At 47.9% G+C, this 18,864-nt stretch carries 19 protein-coding genes; 5 read left to right on the top strand and 14 right to left on the bottom strand.

Going from position 1 to position 18,864, the window contains the following annotated elements; translation table 11 throughout:
* Positions 1-20: 20 nt before the first annotated feature.
* Positions 21-1,394, bottom strand: coding sequence for an ammonium transporter (locus NDK19_RS16320; protein WP_250632979.1), 1,374 nt, complete (start codon positions 1,392-1,394; stop codon positions 21-23).
* A gap of 254 nt (positions 1,395-1,648) precedes the next feature.
* Positions 1,649-2,629 (bottom strand): deoxyhypusine synthase family protein, encoded by a 981-nt coding sequence (locus NDK19_RS16315; RefSeq protein ID WP_250632978.1) that lies wholly within the window; start codon positions 2,627-2,629, stop codon positions 1,649-1,651.
* Between the two features lie 98 nt (positions 2,630-2,727).
* Here NDK19_RS16315 and obgE point away from each other — a divergent pair, with 98 nt between their 5' ends.
* The 3 genes from obgE to nqrF all read left to right on the top strand — a co-directional run bounded on the left by obgE (position 2,728) and on the right by nqrF (position 5,842).
* The gene (obgE, locus tag NDK19_RS16310; protein WP_250632977.1) at positions 2,728-3,744 is read left to right on the top strand and encodes a GTPase ObgE; all 1,017 of its coding nucleotides are present in this window, start codon (positions 2,728-2,730) and stop codon (positions 3,742-3,744) included.
* An 18-nt stretch (positions 3,745-3,762) separates the two neighbouring features.
* Positions 3,763-4,422: a phosphatidylserine decarboxylase family protein gene (locus NDK19_RS16305; protein WP_250632976.1), complete on the top strand. Its 660-nt coding sequence runs from the start codon at positions 3,763-3,765 to the stop codon at positions 4,420-4,422.
* Positions 4,423-4,540: 118 nt separating this feature from the next.
* Entirely contained in the window at positions 4,541-5,842 is a 1,302-nt protein-coding gene (gene nqrF / locus NDK19_RS16300; RefSeq protein ID WP_250632975.1) for an NADH:ubiquinone reductase (Na(+)-transporting) subunit F, read from the top strand.
* A gap of 55 nt (positions 5,843-5,897) precedes the next feature.
* Here the strand turns inward: nqrF and NDK19_RS16295 are convergent, their stop codons facing one another.
* The 10 genes from NDK19_RS16295 to rplB all read right to left on the bottom strand — a co-directional run bounded on the left by NDK19_RS16295 (position 5,898) and on the right by rplB (position 13,984).
* A complete protein-coding gene (locus NDK19_RS16295; protein ID WP_250632974.1) occupies positions 5,898-6,857 on the bottom strand; it encodes an NAD(P)H-dependent flavin oxidoreductase in 960 nt (319 codons plus the stop codon).
* Complete coding sequence (locus NDK19_RS16290; protein ID WP_250632973.1) at positions 6,854-7,609, bottom strand: GAF domain-containing protein; 756 nt, start codon at positions 7,607-7,609, stop codon at positions 6,854-6,856. Before NDK19_RS16290 ends, NDK19_RS16295 begins: the two co-directional genes overlap by 4 nt.
* A gap of 31 nt (positions 7,610-7,640) precedes the next feature.
* Positions 7,641-8,525 carry a fructosamine kinase family protein gene (locus NDK19_RS16285; RefSeq protein ID WP_250632972.1) on the bottom strand — a complete coding sequence of 295 codons (885 nt, stop codon included), beginning with the start codon at positions 8,523-8,525 and terminating at the stop codon, positions 7,641-7,643.
* A gap of 119 nt (positions 8,526-8,644) precedes the next feature.
* Complete coding sequence (locus NDK19_RS16280; protein WP_250632971.1) at positions 8,645-9,538, bottom strand: ABC transporter substrate-binding protein; 894 nt, start codon at positions 9,536-9,538, stop codon at positions 8,645-8,647.
* Positions 9,539-9,592: 54 nt separating this feature from the next.
* On the bottom strand, positions 9,593-10,549 hold the full coding sequence (locus NDK19_RS16275) for a hypothetical protein (protein ID WP_250632970.1): 957 nt from the start codon (positions 10,547-10,549) through the stop codon (positions 9,593-9,595).
* Positions 10,550-10,692: 143 nt separating this feature from the next.
* A complete protein-coding gene (locus NDK19_RS16270; protein ID WP_250632969.1) occupies positions 10,693-11,457 on the bottom strand; it encodes a tetratricopeptide repeat protein in 765 nt (254 codons plus the stop codon).
* A gap of 194 nt (positions 11,458-11,651) precedes the next feature.
* Positions 11,652-12,467, bottom strand: coding sequence for a 30S ribosomal protein S3 (rpsC, locus tag NDK19_RS16265; RefSeq protein WP_250632968.1), 816 nt, complete (start codon positions 12,465-12,467; stop codon positions 11,652-11,654).
* Positions 12,468-12,484: 17 nt separating this feature from the next.
* Positions 12,485-12,877 carry a 50S ribosomal protein L22 gene (rplV, locus tag NDK19_RS16260; RefSeq protein WP_250632967.1) on the bottom strand — a complete coding sequence of 131 codons (393 nt, stop codon included), beginning with the start codon at positions 12,875-12,877 and terminating at the stop codon, positions 12,485-12,487.
* A gap of 1 nt (position 12,878) precedes the next feature.
* A complete protein-coding gene (gene rpsS / locus NDK19_RS16255) occupies positions 12,879-13,157 on the bottom strand; it encodes a 30S ribosomal protein S19 (RefSeq protein ID WP_250632966.1) in 279 nt (92 codons plus the stop codon).
* A 2-nt stretch (positions 13,158-13,159) separates the two neighbouring features.
* Complete coding sequence (gene rplB / locus NDK19_RS16250) at positions 13,160-13,984, bottom strand: 50S ribosomal protein L2 (RefSeq protein ID WP_250632965.1); 825 nt, start codon at positions 13,982-13,984, stop codon at positions 13,160-13,162.
* A gap of 107 nt (positions 13,985-14,091) precedes the next feature.
* Here rplB and NDK19_RS16245 point away from each other — a divergent pair, with 107 nt between their 5' ends.
* Positions 14,092-15,267: an arginase family protein gene (locus NDK19_RS16245; RefSeq protein WP_250632964.1), complete on the top strand. Its 1,176-nt coding sequence runs from the start codon at positions 14,092-14,094 to the stop codon at positions 15,265-15,267.
* A 2-nt stretch (positions 15,268-15,269) separates the two neighbouring features.
* Here the strand turns inward: NDK19_RS16245 and NDK19_RS16240 are convergent, their stop codons facing one another.
* Positions 15,270-15,941, bottom strand: a complete 672-nt coding sequence (locus NDK19_RS16240; RefSeq protein ID WP_250632963.1) for a hypothetical protein — start codon at positions 15,939-15,941, stop codon at positions 15,270-15,272.
* Between the two features lie 99 nt (positions 15,942-16,040).
* Complete coding sequence (gene dapB / locus NDK19_RS16235; protein WP_250632962.1) at positions 16,041-16,757, bottom strand: 4-hydroxy-tetrahydrodipicolinate reductase; 717 nt, start codon at positions 16,755-16,757, stop codon at positions 16,041-16,043.
* Between the two features lie 187 nt (positions 16,758-16,944).
* On the opposite strand from dapB, the gene NDK19_RS16230 reads away from it, so the two are divergent.
* Complete coding sequence (locus NDK19_RS16230; RefSeq protein ID WP_250632961.1) at positions 16,945-18,726, top strand: PKD domain-containing protein; 1,782 nt, start codon at positions 16,945-16,947, stop codon at positions 18,724-18,726.
* The last annotated feature ends 138 nt before the right edge of the window (positions 18,727-18,864 follow it).

Below are 18,864 nucleotides of genomic sequence, written 5' to 3'. Positions count from 1 at the left end.
CCTAAATTTAGACTTAGGCATTAAAGCAATTCTTCTTCGTAATACTCCTTAGCGGCAGTTCTACCGTTCTTATGTGTAACACTGTGGAAAATATTTTCCACGTCATTGGCTTTTTCACTGTGCTGCGAAACGTCTAACCCTTCGGTTTCAAATTCAGGACGTACCCGAATAGGGATAAGCAAGGCAGTGAATTTATACAGCAACCACGAACCTCCAAAAGTGAACACCGATACAATCGCCAAGCCGAGCAGGTGGTACATAAAAGTCTGCGTCTGACCGTAGAACAAGCCCACATCTTTGGCAAAAATACCTGTGGCAATCATACCAACGATGCCACCCAGACCGTGGCAGGGGAATACGTCCAGCGTGTCATCTAACGAAGAGCGGGTTTTGACACGCACCGCCAGATTGCTAATAACAGCAGCTATCGTACCGATGAACAGGCTTTGCCCTACCGTAACGAAGCCCGCAGCGGGTGTAATGGCCACCAAACCGACTACCGCACCAATGCAAGCTCCCAATGCAGAAGGTTTCTTGCCCGTCATGCCATCAAAAAACACCCATGCCAGCATGGCAGCCGCTGAAGCCGTGTTGGTATTCATAAAAGCAGAAGCCGCCAATTCGTTAGCACCCAGCGCCGAGCCGGCATTGAAGCCAAACCAGCCAAACCACAGCAGCCCCGTGCCAAGCAGGATGAAAGGTATATTGTAGGGAGCGTGCTCTTTGCCATGGTCTTTGCGGCGGCCAAGCACCATTGCACCCGCAAGGGCAGCAAAACCGGCAGAAATATGCACAACAGTACCGCCTGCAAAGTCAAGCACGCCCCACTTGCGCAGGAAACCTTCGGGATGCCATGTCCAGTGTGCCAGCGGTGCATAAATAAACAGGCAGAATAAGGTAATGAACAAAATAAACGATGAAAAACGTATGCGCTCTGCAAAACCGCCCGTAATCAGGGCAGGAGTAATAATTGCGAATTTGAGTTGAAACAAAGCAAAAAGTGCGAACGGAATGGTGGGCGAAAGGTCGGGGTGCGTTGCCAACCCCACGTTATTGAACATCATGAAAGTAGTTGGGTTACCCACAATCCCGCCAAAGGAATCGCCAAAGGCAAGGCTGAAACCTACCACTACCCACAATACGCTTACTATGCCTAATGCAATAAAACTCTGCAACATGGTAGAAACCACATTTTTGAAACGCACCATGCCGCCGTAAAAAAATGCCAAGCCGGGGGTCATGAGCAGTACTAAACCTGCGGCTGCCAACATCCAAGCCGTATCGCCTGTATTAATCGGCTGTTCGGGATTAGGCGCGGGCGTTACTGTCGGCACCAATCCCCACAAAGAAACTAACACCAGCAGGGCAAACGGAAGAGTCCACTTTTTCATCATAAACACTTTGAATTTTGGTAGTATCCAAAATTACGTTTTTTAAAATACAGGTCAAATTTTTAAGGCGTTTTTCTGTGAAAACACATCAAAAATTCATATTAAGCCTTTAAAAAAGGGCTTTTAATTAAAAAAGTACACCGTTTCAAAGAAAAATGCTTAAAACTAAACACATTAACATTTAATTGTATACAAAAAATTTGAGGCTGCCTCCTTGCGGGAAGCAGCCTCATTACATATGTTTTTGTTATTGCAATTTATTGACCTAACACGTAAGCAAAAATCAACGGCGCAACAATGGTTGCATCGGACTCAATCACATAAGAAGGCGAATTGACATGCAATTTACCCCATGAAATTTTTTCATTGGGAACAGCACCACTATATGAGCCGTAGCTGGTAGTAGAGTCGGAAATTTGGCAGAAATACGCCCAGAAGCTGATTTCATCCATTTCCAAATCTTGCTTCAACATAGGCACCACGCAGATGGGGAAATCGCCCGCAATGCCGCCGCCAATTTGGAAGAAACCAATACCGTTGCCTGTTTTGTGGTTGTCAATGTACCATTGCGCAAGGCTGGTCATATACTCAATACCGCTTTTCATGGTAGAAGGCTTCAGCTCGCCTGTGATGCAGTACGAAGCGAAGATGTTACCCAGCGTAGAGTCTTCCCATCCCGGAACGAAAATAGGCAGGTTGCGCTCGCAGGCAGCCAGCAACCATGAATCCTTAGGCGGGATTTGATAATACTGCTCCAAAACTCCGCTTTTCAGCAGTTGATAGAAAAACTCATGCGGCAAATAACGCTCGCCTTTGTCGTCAGCAGCTTTCCAAAGTTCAAAAATATGCTTCTCGATGCGGCGGATGGCTTCTCCTTCGGGGATGCAGGTATCGGTAACGCGGTTGAAGCCGTTTTCCATCAAATCCCATTCTTCGGCCGGCGTCAGGTCGCGGTAGCGCGGGATTCGTTTGTAGAAATCGTGAGCCACGAGGTTAAATACGTCTTCCTCTAAGTTGGCACCGGTACAGGTAATGGCATGTACTTTGCCCTGACGAATCATCTCGGCCAGAGAAATGCCCAATTCGGCTGTGGACATTGCCCCCGCCAGCGTCATAAACATCAGGCCGCCTTTTTCCAGATGCGCCTCGTAGCCTTTGGCAGCATCTACTAATGCGGCAGCGTTAAAATGGCGGTAGTTTTTTTCGATAAATTGTGAAATCGGCCCTTTTGTGGTCATGATTAAATATGGTGAATAGTTGTTGATTTTCAGTAGGTAATGATTTTCTGCCGCGAAATTAGGCATAAATGAGTAACTTGCGCCCCATTTAAGAGAGAATGTCATCACCTAATTTCATAGACTACGTCAAAATCTACTGCCGCTCAGGCGCAGGAGGCCCCGGTTCCATACACTTTCGCCGCGAGAAATATGCCCCCAAAGGAGGCCCCGACGGTGGAGACGGCGGACGCGGCGGGCATATCATCCTGCGTGGCAATGCGCAACTCTGGACGCTGCTGCACCTGAAATACACCAAACACCTCAAAGCCCAAAACGGCGCACCCGGCACAGGACAAAACTGCACCGGCAAACAAGGCGAAGACCTGATTATTGAAGTCCCCATAGGCACGGTTGCGCGCCATGCCGAAACTGGAGAGAAAATGGCGGAAATCATGGAAGATGGTCAGGAGATTATCTTGCTCAAAGGCGGACGCGGCGGGCTTGGCAATCAACACTTTGCCACCCCCACCAATCAGGCGCCGCGCTATGCGCAACCGGGCGAGCCTTTTGAAGAAGCGTGGATTATTCTGGAACTCAAAGTATTGGCCGATGTCGGGCTGGTAGGTTTCCCCAATGCGGGCAAGTCTACCTTATTGTCTGTCATCTCTGCCGCCAAACCCGAAATAGCCGACTATCCGTTTACCACCATTACGCCCAATTTGGGAGTAGTGCGCTATCGCGACGACCGCTCTTTCATAGTGGCAGATATTCCGGGCATTATAGAAGGTGCCGCCGAAGGTAAAGGCCTCGGGCTGCGATTCCTCCGGCACATCGAGCGCAATTCGGTATTGCTTTTTATGATACCTGTGGACAGCAAAGACATCCGCAAGGAATACGACATCCTGCTGAACGAACTGCGCAAGCATAACCCCGAACTACTGGACAAAAAACGCCTGCTTGCCGTTACCAAAGCCGATATGATTGATGAAGAACTGAAAGAGGCCATGAGTAAAGAACTGCCCGAGGGCATTCCTGCCGTTTTTATTTCCTCAGTGGCACAGCAAGGGCTGCAAGAGTTGAAAGATTTGCTCTGGCGCGCCATCACCTACGAAGACAAACCAAAAGAAGCATTTTAAAACGAACCTGTTAAACCTATGACTATCCACCGCGAAGGATACCCTACTTTGTTGCTGACGTTAGTTGTACTGACCGTTCTGAACGTCGCATTACACTATTTCTTGCCCGCACAAGAATTGCTACACAATATTGTATTGCTTATCAGCCTTGTACTTTTTTTGATTGTGTTGCAATTTTTCCGCAACCCGCACGTGGAAATACAAGTGCAAGCAGGCAAAGTAATTGCCCCTGCCGACGGCAAAGTAGTTGTAATTGAGGAAACCGTTGAAAATGAATACTTTAAAGACAAACGCAAACAGGTTTCCATCTTCATGTCGCCTTTTAATGTACACGTAAACCGCAATCCGATTTCAGGTGTGGTGAAATATTTCCGCTACCATCCGGGGCTGTATCTGGTGGCGTGGCACCCCAAAGCAAGCACCGACAACGAACGCACCACCATAGTTGTACAAAACGATAAAGGCACGGAAGTTCTTTTCCGTCAGATTGCCGGCGCACTTGCCCGCCGCATTTGCTGGTACGTAGAGGAAGGCCAACGCGTAATGCAAGGTTCAGAGTTTGGCTTTATCAAATTTGGCTCGCGTGTGGATATTTTTTTGCCTTTGGATGCAAAAATTACCGTAGAACTCAATCAAAAAACCACCGCAGGCAAAACAGTTATTGCCGAAATCGGCTGAACCCAACCCCGAATTATTTCCGATTTGGCAAAACCATGCACTTAAATAATCGGTTAGGAACTTAGAAATTTGTGATAGTGCTTATATTTGTAACCCAATCTTAAACGAATCACTTTCGATGACAACAGTAGTAATAGCATCTATCGTTGCGTTTACGGTGCTTATCATCCTGCTGGTATTGTTGCTGCTTTTTGCACAGGCAAAATTGGTACAATCCGGTGATGTAAAAATCGTAATCAATGGCGATGAAGCCAATCCGCTCATTGTTCCGGCAGGTTCTTCCCTATTGGCAACCCTGTCTAACCAAAAAATCTTTTTACCTTCTGCCTGTGGCGGCGGCGGCACCTGCGCCATGTGTAAGTGCGTGGTAGAAGACGGCGGCGGCGATGTGTTGCCAACCGAAGTAGGCCACCTGAGCCGCACCGAACAGAAACAAAAAGTTCGCTTAGCCTGCCAGGTAAAGGTAAAGCAAGACATGCACATCCATGTGCACGAAGAAATCTTCGGCATCAAAAAATGGGAATGTGAAGTAGTTTCCAATTACAACGTAGCCTCTTTCATCAAAGAGTTTGTAGTGAAACTCCCCGAAGGCGAAACCCTCAACTTCCAATCCGGTGGTTATATCCAAGTGGACGTGCCTGCCATTGAGGTTGATTTTAAAGATATTGATATTCGCCCGCATCCTGATGACCCCGCCGGCCCTGATAAGTTCCGCCCTGAGTGGGATAAGTTCAAGCTGTGGGATTTGAAAATGAAAAACCCCGAGCCTGTGTTCCGTGCCTACTCTATGGCTAACCACCCGGCCGAAGGTAACATCATCATGTTGAACATCCGTATTGCAACTCCGCCATGGGATCGTGCAAACAACAAATGGATGGATGTTAATCCGGGCGTATGTTCTTCTTACGTATTTACCCGCAAACCGGGAGATAAGGTAACTATTTCAGGCCCTTACGGTGAGTTCTTCATTAAGCCGACCAAACGTGAAATGGTTTACATTGGCGGCGGTGCAGGTATGGCTCCTCTGCGTTCGCATATCTTCCACCTGTTCCACACCATGAAAACCGACCGTAAAGTATCGTTCTGGTATGGTGGTCGTTCTAAACGCGAACTGTTCTACACCGAGCACTTCCGTAAGATTGAGCAAGAATTCCCTAACTTCAAATACTACATTGCCCTTTCCGAACCGCTGCCCGAAGACAACTGGCAAGTGAAAAACGGTATTGACGGTGAAGGCGACGGCTTTGTAGGGTTCATTCATCAGGTGTTTATTGACAACTATCTTTCTAAGCACCCCGAGCCCGAAGAAATTGAATTCTATTTCTGCGGCCCGCCTATGATGAACGCTGCCGTGCTCAAAATGTGCGATGATTTCGGTATTCCACCTGAAAACGTAGCATTTGACGACTTCGGCGGATAATAGCCGTATAACTAACTAAAAAAGTCATTCCCAGAAACGGAATGACTTTTTTAGTTTAAGCAGGCAGTTGTCGCAATCGGTTAAGTTCCTGCCTGAACTCCTGCCAAATTTCATCTACTATCTGTGCGGCAGGCTTAATGCTGTCTATCAGTGCGGCAATTTGCCCGATTTCCAATTCTCCTTCGGTCATATCGCCTTCAAATATGCCTTTTTTGGCGCGCCCCCTGCCCAACAGCGTGCGCAGTTCTTCGGCCGTAGCACCTCGCAGTTCCGCCTGTTTAACTTGTTGGTAAAATTCATTTTTAATCAATCGCACAGGAGCTAACTGTTTGAGAACCAACTCTGTTTCGCCTTCCTTTATTCCGATAACTTTTGCTTTAAATGCAGAATGGGCAGATGATTCCTCCGAAACGGCAAAACGAGTGCCTATTTGCACGCCCTCTGCCCCCAGCGCAAAGGCGGCCAACATACCCGCCCCGTTGGCAATGCCGCCGGCAGCAATCAGCGGAATTTGTATGGCCTGCCGCACCATCGGAATCAGGCAGAAAGTAGTGGTTTCCTCGCGGCCATTGTGCCCGCCGGCCTCAAAGCCTTCTGCCACTACTGCATCTACCCCTGCCTGTTCGGCCTTTTGGGCAAATTTGACACTGCTAACCACGTGTACCACGCGAATGCCGGTAGCTTTCAACGTGCCCGTCCAAGTGGCAGGGTTGCCCGCCGAGGTGAACACAACAGGTACTTGCTCCTCCATAATGATAGCCATGTGCTTATCAATATCGGGGTAGAGCATAGGGACATTAACGGCGAAAGTCGTTTGGGGCGGCAAGGCCGCACGGCACTTGCGGATGTGCTCGCGCAGCACGTCAGGATACATAGAACCGGCACCAATGATGCCTAAACCTCCGGCACCGGATACGGCAGCCGCCAACCGCCAACCGCTGCACCATACCATACCTGCCTGAATAATGGGGTATCGGATATTCAGCAGTTCCGTAATTCTGTTGCTAAAACTCATGACATTTGATTGAACTCCATAAAGGTAGCCAAAACATTGGCCATCAGATAGGCTAATTGTTCCTCTTCGGCTGTCCAATTACGGGGCATACCAACGTGCTCATGGCACAGCACTCCTACCATTTCACCTTTAACCCAAATAGGGACATCCAGCATAGAATTTATGCCCAAAGGCTTCAAATAGGGCTCACTAAATTCACTTGTTCCCGGGTGTATGTGTGCGTTATTGGCTGCCAGCGTACGCTCTGTGCGGATAGTGGCAAAATAACGCGGAAACATTTTAGCTTCCAGCATTGCCCCGGCCGTATGCTGCGCATCGGATTTGGTGAATAAATCGCGGCAAACAATAGCTGAATGGTCTGCATTATACAGCCATACGCTTGCACGCTCAACATGAATCATTTGCGATAACAGCTCGGTTACACGATAAAACAGCAAATCTGCATTGCGAAGGTACAATTCGCGCTGAGCAAAAAAATCGCTAAGTAAGTTCAGATTTTTTCTATTGTCTGCTTGTACCGTACTTGACGAACTTTGCGGCAGCGGGTTGTTTAGGCTACTTTCCGGCGCTTTGCCAAACTCTTTGCGGATATGCTCCATCGCTTTTGCAAAAGAGGCCACTACCTCGGGCTTATCTTCCAAAACACTCGCCTCAATGGATGAGATTTTGGTCATGATGGAAAGTTTGGTGCGTGCAGGAATACCGCCCAATTCGGTAGCTTCGCGGTAGAAGCCTTGTAACTGTTGTCCCATAAAAAATGAAATTTATTGTTTGAGTAGATTATTACAAAAAACGTCGGAGCGTTTGCTCGATGCTGCTCAGATAGCTCTCGCCAAACAGATTAAGATGAACCAACAGGGGATACAGATTGTAAATGGGTACACGCTCGCGAAAGTTGCCGTCTAAGGGCATCACCTCGCGGTAGGCATCATAAAAATGTTGCTCGAACCCGCCAAAAAGTTGTGTGTAAGCGATTTCTGCCTCACGGAAACCGAAATATACGGCAGGGTCTATCAAACAGGGTTCTCCTCTGTGTCCTGTGATAATATTTCCGCCCCACAAGTCGCCGTGCAGCAATGATGCCGAAGTATTAGGTATCAAATCGGGTAGCTTTTGGTAAAACCTATCTAATTGCCTTAATAACGAACTGTCTATCAAATTATTGTAGTAGGCCAGCCCTGCCTGAACACGCAGCCGCTTTTCTATAAAAAATTCAATGCCATCGCTCATCCACTCATTGCTTTGCGGCAAGCTGCCGATATAGTTGTTGAAACCAAGCCCGAATTGCTGCTGCCGATGGCGATGCAGTTTAGCAAGCCCATGTCCTAATTGCTCCCAGTAGTTGCGTTGCGGGATGGTTGGCTCGAAAAACTCCAACAACAAATAGGAACGCCCCTGCTGCTTGCCCGCATGGATGACTCGCGGCGTAGTGAGCGACTCGGTGGCTGCCAAAAGTTGCAGCCCCCTTGCTTCGGCATCAAACATTTCATAGGCTGCCGCCGACTCATTAAACTTCAAAAAATACTTATCCCGATTGGTTTGCAGCCGCACGGCATTGTTGATACAGCCGCCATGCAAAAACTGCATATCTTCTATTTGATGCTCCCAACCCGTTGCTTCAAAAAGTACGGATTCAAAAAACTGGTTTTGTGCATCGGCTGAAAACATAGCTCGGCGTAGGATTTCGGAATTCGGATTCGGGATTTCGGATTTCAATCGTGCATCTGCCACAAAATCTATGTATTGATGCAATGTATCATCGGCTTCACATGGCAAATAACGGATATTTATTCCAAAAACTCATTGGTCAGCATTTCTTCTGCATTGATTTGAAAATGCAGCGCACCATTTTCGCCCAGCCAGTTAAGATATTGCCGAAAAAGCGGAATCTGTATAGTGCCCCAGCGTTCAAACATGTCTAAACTGAACTGATTAGTAGCAACAACCGCCTTAAAAAGCATTTTTTCATGGAAATGTGCGTTGGTCGGTATGTGCTTTGCTAATATGTCAATGGCTTCACGGATGTGGTCGTGCGCAAAATAAAAACCGGCGCTAATTACATGCAGCAATGTTTTCAGCAAGCGGCTGTTTTGTTGCGCCCAACTTTTCTTACATACCAGCAGCGGACAGTTAGGATAAGGAATATCGGCCTCATGCAACGGTATCCATCGCCCCGCAATACCATTCGTTTCCATCTCGGCGCCTTCCCAAGGGTAAAAGCCCCAACAAAGCTCGGCTTCTTTGTTCTTAAAAGCCTCCCATGTGTCCAATTTATTAACAACAATCGTTTGCGGAGCAGATATTCTGGCGTATTTGGCCATGTGTTGAACAATCAACGCCTCATACGGCAATTGGAGAGCGGCATAGCGGGATGTTTCCCCGGCCGATGCAGCCCGAACAGCAAAACCGGTAGCTTGCGATTGAAGTAACGCCGCCACCGCCACATAGTCGCGGTTATTTTTCTGGTAGGCTTCTATCAGCAACTCAGGCGGACAAATCGCAATATCCACACTCCCGTTGATGAGTTTTTGCAGCGTATCGGTAGCATAATTATCTGATTCAGGGCTTACCAGTAAAAGCTCGATGGATGCCTCGGCAAACCAATTTTTTGCCTGTGCAACTACAATGCCTGTGTGCAGACTGTTGGTAAACCAGTCCAAAGCAAGTTTGATTGTGGTCATACGTTTTCTGTACAAACATCAACAAAGTACGAAAACTTTATTGAAGCTCGCAATTCAGGAAACAAGCCCAACCCAATTATTCATCATCCGATTTTTTTGAATGATTGCCTGCGCCGCAAGTTGAGGGAGCTGCTCGCGCTGCAACAAACTGATGGCCTGATTCAGATATCCATAAGCCTCGGTTCTATACCCTTGAATATCAGCCAAATGCGAAGCATCCATCAGCAGCAAGGCCTGTTGGATGTATTCGTGATGTTCTTCGTAATAGGCCAACAGCTCGTGGAGCAGTTCCTCGGCAGTGAAAATATCACGAAACTCGGGTTTTCGGTCAATTTTTGAAATCAACACATTCATAAGCAGCATTTTAACGGCTTTATCTGCTGCCTCGCCAAGTTGCTTGCTAAGGGTCGCCTGTAAAATTTGCAAGGCTGCATCTGTTTCCTGATGTTGCAGCAGCAACTGAGCGTAGTGCAAAGTGGTGTAGGCCTGCCATATCTTATCAGGGGCAAGTTGCAGGGCTTTTTCAAAGTAATTTTTCTGCCGCTCATAGCTGATGTGCCGCATCGGATGCCCGTAGAAGTAGGCAATACCTAAATTGTGATAGTAGCGCCAAGCATGTTCGGTGATGGTTTCGGCATCATCTTCCATGCCGTCCAATATCTCACTGTTAATCAGCATACCTTGCGAAATATGGTAGGCAAGGGTTATATCCCGCTGAAAGTCGTGATTTTCGTTATGATAGTTGTAAGCAGCCTGATAATCATGCTTTTTGAGGGAAAGCAAGCCCAGTAGACTGCCTGCCGAAGGCTGAACGGCGGCATAAATCAACGGAATACTTCCGGAAGACCAATCAGGCGACAGCGATAACCCAAATTCATCATAAACAATGGTTGCGTTGCTCGCATGAACAGGTTGGGTACTTACCGTAAAGCGATGGCTTAACTTTTTTTCAATAAGAAACCGGCGCAACTTTTCGCCAAGCTTATGAGACTTTACATAAATGGTTTCCATAGAAGAACTGCTGATAAAAGACAAAAAAATAGTCCGAACTAAGCCGGAGCAGTTGCTTTGATACCATTCATGCGCAGGGATTTGCTTTTATCAAATGTAATAAAAGGAATGAAAAAATTGTGTTTTTTTAGGGCTAATTATTGTTATTTTTTTGTCAAACCCAATTTTTGCTTAATAAACTCCCAGAACTCGCTGCGGAGGCTACTGTCTGTAATAATGCGCCACATCATTTGGCCAACAGAGGGCTGTCGTTTGCTTGTTTCGGCAGGCGTTATCGGCTGTGGCTTTTCGGGTTGAGACGAACGCCCGGGTTGGGTAGCGTCTGCCTGCTGATTGGAAAACTTGTCGGCGCTTTCGGCAGGTTTAGGCGGAGTGTTTTTAAAAGAATAACCTAATTTCTTGGCAAGTTCATCGGCGCGGATAAACTTCTTTTGGGCTGCTTCCTTATAGCCGAGCTTTTCTTCCAGCAAACCCAAATTGTTGAGACAAACCGCGTCGTCAGGGTCTAATTCAAGTGCTCGCTGATAATCGGCTATTGCACCTTTGATATCGCCCATGGCATCTTTAATGAACGCACGACTGGCATATCGGTAAGGGTTTTCGGGTTCTAACTCCTGTGCACGGTTCATTGCGGCAAGCGATGCCTCTTTGTCGTCCTGATGGAACAGTAAGACAGCTTTTTCACTGATAATGTGTGCGTTATCGGGTTCTATGGTCAGCGCACGCTCGTAGTAGTGCATGGCAAGCTCGAAACGCTGCATCAGGAAGTGATTGTAGCCAATGTGATACAGTGCCGGAACGTAATCACTTTTTTGCTGCAAGATGGCTTCAAAAAGCTCAATAGCTGCTAAATGATTTCCGTTACGGCTTTGAATAATGCCGGCCTCCAATCGCTCGTGTAACTCCATATCTGCTGACTTTTATTGGAAAACGTTTTAACGCATATTTTGTTTGAACTGCAAAGGTACGCAGATTCGCTTATTTGTCGGATAAGGTTCGGCTACGGCTTGCGGTAGCAACCAGAAGAAAGGTAGGGATTTGTTGCAAATAAAAGAGGCTGCCCTTTTCAGGGCAGCCCTTTCGGAATATAATCAAACCTATATTACTTGCGTTTTCCGCCACCGCGGTTGTTACCACCACGGTCGCCGCGTCCACCACGGCCACGCTCGCTGCCACCGCGACCGCCGCGCTCATTACCGCCACGACGACGCTCACCGCCGCTGCGCTCTTCGCCGCCGCCTTGGCCGCCTTCATTGCGTGCCAAAGTACCGGTGATAGGAGACAAGTCGGGACGACCATAAACTTCACCTTTGAATACCCATACTTTGATACCGATTTTGCCGTAAACGGTCAAAGCCTCAGTAATGGCGTAATCAATGTCGGCACGCAGTGTGTGCAGAGGTACGCGACCTTCTTTGTACTCTTCGGTACGTGCCATTTCAGCACCGCCCAAACGGCCTGACAAACGCACTTTGATACCCTGAGCACCTACACGCATGGCATCGCTGATAGCCTTTTTCATGGCACGGCGGAAGGAAATACGTGCTTCCAATTGCTGTGCAATGGTTTGGCCAATCAGGCGTGCATCTATTTCAGGGCGCTTAATCTCGAAGATATTGATTTGAACATCCTTTTTGGTCAGTTTCTTCAATTCTTCTTTGATTTTGTCCACTTCGGCACCTTGCTTACCAATCACCACACCCGGGCGAGCAGTGTTGATAGTAATGGTGAGGCGCTTGAGTGTACGCTCAATGATAATGCGTGAAATACCGCCTTTGGGGATACGGGCGTTCAGATATTTTCTGATTTGCTCGTCTTCAACCAGCTTTTCAGAGAAATCTTTGCCACCATACCAATTAGAGTCCCATCCTTTGATGATACCTAATCTAAGACCTATAGGATTAACTTTTTGTCCCATTGATTTGAATCCCCCTTTTAAGCGTTAGTTTGAGTTTCTTCTTGTACAGGCGCTGCCATGTTCATACCCAGCATTTCATCTACTACGATGGTAACATGGTTAGAACGCTTGCGAACACGGTGTGCACGGCCTTGCGGCGCAGGACGGAGACGCTTCAACATTTTGCCTTCGTTTACAAAAATTGTCTTCACGTACAAGTTGGCATCCTCGATTCTCTTATCAGGATTTTTTTGCTCCCAGTTGGCAATTGCCGACAGCAGGAGTTTCTCGAGTTTAGCAGCACCGGAGCGTGCTTCATACTTCAATATGCTGAGTGCCCGACTTACCTTCTGACCTCTTACCATATCGGCAACCATACGCATTTTGCGCGGCGAGGTGGGGCAGTTGTTCAATTTTGCGATAGCTTCCATCTTACCTTTTGCCTTTGTCTTTTTTGGCTGTGTGTCCTTTGAAGGTGCGTGTAGGGGCAAACTCTCCGAGTTTATGACCTACCATGTTATCTGTTACGTAAACAGGAATGAACTTATTGCCATTGTGTACGGCAAAAGTATGTCCGATAAAATCGGGGGATATCATTGAGCGGCGAGACCATGTTTTGATTACCGCTTTTTTATTGGATGCATTCATGGCATCCACTTTTTTGGCCAGGTTGTGGTCTATATATGGCCCTTTCTTAAGCGAACGTCCCATAATTATTTCTTCCTCCTGCTAATAATAAAACGATTTGAGTACTTCTTAGGCGTGCGTGTCTTCTTGCCTTTTGCATACAAGCCCTTGCGTGAGCGTGGATGACCGCCTGAAGCACGTCCTTCACCACCACCCATCGGGTGATCTACAGGGTTCATCGCCACACCACGGGTGCGAGGACGGATGCCTTTCCAACGGTTACGACCTGCTTTGCCTACGCTTTCGTTCATGTGGTCGCTGTTAGAAACAGTACCTACGGTAGCGAAGCAAGTGGTCAGTACCAAGCGGGTTTCGCCTGAAGGCATACGCAAAGATGCGTATTTGCCGTCGCGTCCGAGCAACTGTGCATAAGAACCTGCACTGCGGGCAATGTTGCCGCCTGCGCCGGGCTTCAGCTCGATGTTGTGAACGATAGTACCTACCGGAATAGATGCAAGAGGAAGGGCATTACCCAATTCAGGAGCAACGTTAGCACCTGACATAACGGTTTGGCCAACTTTAATTCCTTCCGGAGCAATGATGTAACGTTTTTCACCGTCTTCGTATTTCAGAAGAGCGATGCGTGCTGTACGGTTTGGATCGTACTCAATAGCCTCTACGATTGCAGGCACATTGTGCTTGTCCCGCTTGAAATCAATGAGGCGATACTTGCGCTTATGACCTCCGCCAATGTAGCGCATGGTCATCTTACCGGTATTGTTTCGTCCGCCTGTTTTTTTCAGAGGTACAGTCAACGACTTTTCGGGCGTTGATTTTGTAATCTCACTGAAAGTAGGCGCAATGCGAAAACGAGTACCCGGTGTTACTGGTCTCAGTTTTTTTACTGCCATACGATTTTAGTATTTAGCCCCCTCCCGGGGCAACGGTTTACTACTTTACACCGTGATTTTAAAAATCAGGCTGCAAAGTTATACAAAACTCATTATCTTACAAGACTTTGCGAAGTTATTTCGCAATTTTACCGCTGCAACTGCCCAATACTTTTGCCGATATGACTTTGTCATTACTTTTTGAAAGCGTACATGAGCATATGACAGCCTATACCACACATCCTTTTTCGGGGATGGGTTCGGCTATTTTTAACGATTTGCAAGCCTTGCCGGACTGGCAGTCCATTGATATTGCTTTTTTTACTGTCGGGTGGGAGGCCTCTGCCGATGACCCCTTTCGCAAGGCTTTTTACAACTTGCGCCAAAGCAATAAAACCTACCGATTAGCCGATTTGGGTTGCCTGAAAGCAGGCATTGATGCTACCGAAACACGCTTGCGTTTGCAGGATGTTTGCGAATTTTTGATGCAAAAACGGATAACTCCCTGCATCATAGGCCATGCGCATGAGCTGGACTTAGGGCAATTTATGGCCTACCAATCGGCAGGGCAATTGGTGTATGTGCTGCAAATAGACCAGAAGCTGGATTTGCAAATTCACGGCGATAAGCCCGACCACTTAAATGAAATCATCACCTGTCAGCCTAATTTCTTATTGGGTGCAGGGCTGCTCGGCTATCAGCAATACATCAATGATACGGCGCATTTAGAACTTTGGCAGCGGCTTGGCTTTGACCTGATGAGCCTTGGCAGAATGCGCGACCACATGAAAGAGGCCGAGCCGCTTATCAGGACGGCGCATATGGTAAGTTTTGATGTATGCGCGCTGAAGCCTTTTTTCTTCCCGCCACACCAGCCTGTACCGTTCGGGCTGACCACGGAAGAGGCTTGCCAAATAGCATGGTATGCGGGCAAAAGCGAGCATCTTTCATCGTTCGGGCTGTACGGCTATCAACCGCAACAAGACCCCTATGGACTGATGGCATCGCTGCTGGCAACCATGTTGTGGTATTTTATTGAAGGCTATGACAAAGAAAGCAAACAGCCCGATTTTTCAGGCATTGAGTTTATCAAATATGTAGTGCCCATCGGAACGGCTTACAGTTTGGTATTTTACAAACACGCACAGAGCGATAAATGGTGGCTCGAGTTACCACATGAGGAATCGGCACTGCTTAATTTCGGTAAGCCGCGAGCCATTCCATGTAGCTATACGGACTATGTTACTGCCTGCAATGGCGTTCCGCCTGACTGCTGGGTAAGGCTCTCGGCACGTTTGAACTAATTTTAAGGGGTGCTTATACGCAATATCATAAATCCGTGCATGGTAGCTATTTCGCTGTAGCACCGGAAAGAGTTGTTTTTTGTAAAAACGATAAGCAGGTGGCTGTCGGCAAAGTAATAGGCTTTGTCTATTTTGTAGTTGAAGTACAAACCATCAGGCGAAGCGTACAGCATCTTGCACGTACCATTGCCGCTAATCACGGGCAGGTCTATTCCGTGCTCGAGCATTCCCTGATTCCAATGACGGGCACATTGAGAATTGAACTGTTGGCGGTACATCTTTTCCAACGCTTCATTGTGACTGGGGGTGCGCAACTTTACTCCCAAGGTAGGTATGGAAAGCGTACCGTTGGTAGGCAGTATCTCTAACGGCGTTTCATGGTCTATCAATTGTTTAAGCGGCCGCTCTAATATCAGCCACTTATCAAAATCTTTTAACGTAGTTTTTCGGGCAGCAGCCTCGGGCAGTTCTACATCTACCTGTATTAGGTTAGACTGATTACATTCGCCATAAATATTTTCTGCAATCCAAAAAACATTTCGGTCTAACTCTTTAATAAGCAGACGGTAGGACTGTTCGCACTGGTTAGAAATTACGGAAGGAGCAGGTGGAGAGAAGATTGACACAAGGCATAGCCATACGACCCATGTGCCGGATACAATGGTATTCATCATAGGATTAACAGATTTAAATAAGGGGTAAACTTTTGCAAGATAGATACCCCGCAACAAAGTTGCAACTCCTGCCTGCGTTACAACTTTGTTAAATAATGACTAAAAAGCAAGCATGTCTTTCATTCCGAATACGCCTTTTTTGCCAACTATCCATTCAGCGGCTTGCAGTGCTCCTCGGGCAAAACCTTCGCGGCTGTGAGCCGTGTGTGTAACTTCTATGGTATCAATCGGCGAATCGTAGCGGATGGTGTGCGTGCCGGGCACATGCGGCTCGCGAATGGCTGTAATCGGTAGTTGGTTATCGCTTGCTTGTGGCACAAGCCCCCAGCCTTGCAATTGTTTGTAGGCAGCCAAAATATCTTCTGCCAACGTGATGGCTGTTCCGCTTGGCGCATCTTTTTTTTCCGTATGGTGAATTTCGGTAATGGCAGGTTTGTAGGCTTGATGCGCCACCATCCATTGCGCCAACAGGCGGTTGAGTTCAAAGAAAATATTTACCCCGATGCTGTAATTAGAGGCATAGAACAACGCCCCGTTGGCTTCGCGAAAACGACGGCTGATGTCCTCAAAATGCGCCAGCCAACCCGTTGTACCGCAAACTACGGGCAGTTGGTTGCGCAGGCAGAATTCTAAATTGGCAACCGCCGACTCGGGAGAAGTAAATTCTATGGCTACGTCTGCATCACCGGGGCGATAGTCGTCCAACTCATGCCGATTGTCTATGGTGATGCGGTGTGTGATGGTATATCCTTTGGCTAAGGCGATGGTTTCAATGGTTTTACCCATTTTGCCATAGCCCAATAACATAATTTTCATGGCAATGCAGCAGTAATAAAGCCTGTAAAAGTAGCTGATTTACGGCCGAAATTTCATTTTAACAGCGAGTATATTGTAAATTGTATGGCATTTTAGAAAACTGAAGGCGGCCGAAGATGCCCTTACTGCCGTTTCCCGATACTCCCACCTGTGTTTGTGTAACATTTTTTTAATTCCTAAAAATACCATGAAAAAACTCGCTAAACTATCGTACCTCGTTGTGGCAGCCGTCGTACTGCTTGCCTCCAATTGCAAGAAAGAAGACCCGCCGCCCGCACCTACGGGCGATTTTACGTTCAGTCCTGCCAATCCGACTACGCAAACTACCGTATCGTTTACAGCCACGGCACAGAATGCGACATCGTTCCAGTGGACTTCCGACCCACCCGTATTCACTGCTAATACCCAAAACCCAACCTTTACTTTCACACAGGCAGGAACGTATCAGGTTACACTTACCATCACGGGTGCAGGAGGGTCTATCCGCGTTACCAAGGCTGTAACGGTGGTCAATCCGCCGCCGAGCAATGTGGATTTCAGCTTTACACCTGCTGCCCCCGAAACGGGGCAAACCGTTAATTTTACAGCCGTCGGACAAAATGTAACTTCCTATCAATGGAGTTCCAACCCTACGGGCTTTAGCTCTACGCAACAAAACCCCTCACATGCGTTTGCAACTGCCGGCACTTATCAAATTACCCTTGTTGCCACAGGGGCGGGCGGCTCGGTAACAGTCAATAAAACACTCACCGTTACGGCTCCGCGCCCAACTGCCGATTTTACGTTTACCCCTGCATCACCTCGCACGGGCGAAGCGGTAACTTTTACGGCAACGGCAACCAATGCCAACCAATTCCAGTGGAGTTCCAATCCCGCGGGCTTCAGTTCTACGCAACAAAACCCAACGCACACCTTCACTACGGCAGGAACGTATCAGATTACGCTTGTTGCCACAGGGCCGGGCGGCTCGGTAACGGTCAATAAAAACCTGACCGTTACGCCTGCTCCGCAACCTGCGCCTACGGCTTCGTTCACATTCAGCCCTGCCAGCCCGGAAGAAGGCGAAGAGGTTACTTTTACGGCTACCACTACCAATACAACATCGGTAACATGGTCGTTTGGAAGCCCTGCCATTCCCAACAGCACACAAAATAATCCGCGAGTAACGTATGCTACGATAGGCACTTATACGGTTACGCTCACGGCACGCGGCCCGGGCGGTGAGGTGCAGGCAAGGCAAACCATTACCGTTCGTGCCCGCTCCGGCGGCGGCGGATTCTGTACAGGAGAAAATCCTTGTAATCTGCCATTGTGTTTCCCTATTCGCTCTACGCTGACCATATCGGGTGCAGGCGGCGGCACAGGCACTTTCACCTACGAATACACCACTATGAACAACAACCGACTGCTTTCGCGCTTTGTCAATACTTTGAATGCGGGCGGATTTACTACTACCACAACTACCACGCTGACCTATGACAACCAAGGACGAAACATCAGAAGTACGACTACGGTACAATCACCGTTTAATAACTCCACCACAGTAGTTGAATCGCAATACAACGGATGCCGCAAAACGCGCGATGTAACCACGACCAACGGCGTAGTAACAGGCTCTGTTACCTACGAGTACGATGGTCAAGGACGGCTGATTCGCACCACCGATTTCAATGCCACCAACCAACAAATCGGCTACAGCCTGTACGAGAACTTCAACGCACAAGGGCAGCCGCAAACCGAACGGCAATTTGAAGGCAGCGGGGCAGGCACGCTTGCGGCTACCATTACTACGACTTACACCAACTGCCAACCTACACGCATCATCGGGCGAAATCCGGCAGGCGCAACCATATCCGACATTACCAATACGCTGGACAGCCGCAACCTGATTATCCGCACTGTAACGGTTTCTACAACCGGAGGTGTTAACACCACCGCCACGCAAGACATTACTTATGAGTGTCAGTAATTTTTGCGAATTGTAAGAACAAAGAGGCCGTCCGAAAAGGGGCGGCCTTTTTCATTAAGTACTAGCCAATAACAGAGTTTGGTTGTGCTTTATGGGCAAGCATGGCTTGTAAAACAGGGTTGTTAGCCTCCGCAAGGC

The sequence above is a fragment of the Rhodoflexus caldus genome (genome assembly GCF_021206925.1).
Lineage (GTDB): Bacteria > Bacteroidota > Bacteroidia > Cytophagales > Thermoflexibacteraceae > Rhodoflexus > Rhodoflexus caldus.
Note: the sequence above shows the minus strand (reverse complement) of the source record. Positions and strands in the feature narration are given on the sequence as shown.

Coding starts and splice junctions, on each gene's coding strand:
- NDK19_RS16320 (WP_250632979.1), bottom strand. CDS start 1,394: ATGATGAAAAAGTGGACTCTTCCGTTTGCCCTGCTGGTGTTAGTTTCT.
- NDK19_RS16315 (WP_250632978.1), bottom strand. CDS start 2,629: ATGACCACAAAAGGGCCGATTTCACAATTTATCGAAAAAAACTACCGC.
- obgE (WP_250632977.1), top strand. CDS start 2,728: ATGTCATCACCTAATTTCATAGACTACGTCAAAATCTACTGCCGCTCA.
- NDK19_RS16305 (WP_250632976.1), top strand. CDS start 3,763: ATGACTATCCACCGCGAAGGATACCCTACTTTGTTGCTGACGTTAGTT.
- nqrF (WP_250632975.1), top strand. CDS start 4,541: ATGACAACAGTAGTAATAGCATCTATCGTTGCGTTTACGGTGCTTATC.
- NDK19_RS16295 (WP_250632974.1), bottom strand. CDS start 6,857: ATGAGTTTTAGCAACAGAATTACGGAACTGCTGAATATCCGATACCCC.
- NDK19_RS16290 (WP_250632973.1), bottom strand. CDS start 7,609: ATGGGACAACAGTTACAAGGCTTCTACCGCGAAGCTACCGAATTGGGC.
- NDK19_RS16285 (WP_250632972.1), bottom strand. CDS start 8,525: ATGTTTTCAGCCGATGCACAAAACCAGTTTTTTGAATCCGTACTTTTT.
- NDK19_RS16280 (WP_250632971.1), bottom strand. CDS start 9,538: ATGACCACAATCAAACTTGCTTTGGACTGGTTTACCAACAGTCTGCAC.
- NDK19_RS16275 (WP_250632970.1), bottom strand. CDS start 10,549: ATGGAAACCATTTATGTAAAGTCTCATAAGCTTGGCGAAAAGTTGCGC.
- NDK19_RS16270 (WP_250632969.1), bottom strand. CDS start 11,457: ATGGAGTTACACGAGCGATTGGAGGCCGGCATTATTCAAAGCCGTAAC.
- rpsC (WP_250632968.1), bottom strand. CDS start 12,467: ATGGGACAAAAAGTTAATCCTATAGGTCTTAGATTAGGTATCATCAAA.
- rplV (WP_250632967.1), bottom strand. CDS start 12,877: ATGGAAGCTATCGCAAAATTGAACAACTGCCCCACCTCGCCGCGCAAA.
- rpsS (WP_250632966.1), bottom strand. CDS start 13,157: ATGGGACGTTCGCTTAAGAAAGGGCCATATATAGACCACAACCTGGCC.
- rplB (WP_250632965.1), bottom strand. CDS start 13,984: ATGGCAGTAAAAAAACTGAGACCAGTAACACCGGGTACTCGTTTTCGC.
- NDK19_RS16240 (WP_250632963.1), bottom strand. CDS start 15,941: ATGATGAATACCATTGTATCCGGCACATGGGTCGTATGGCTATGCCTT.
- dapB (WP_250632962.1), bottom strand. CDS start 16,757: ATGAAAATTATGTTATTGGGCTATGGCAAAATGGGTAAAACCATTGAA.
- NDK19_RS16230 (WP_250632961.1), top strand. CDS start 16,945: ATGAAAAAACTCGCTAAACTATCGTACCTCGTTGTGGCAGCCGTCGTA.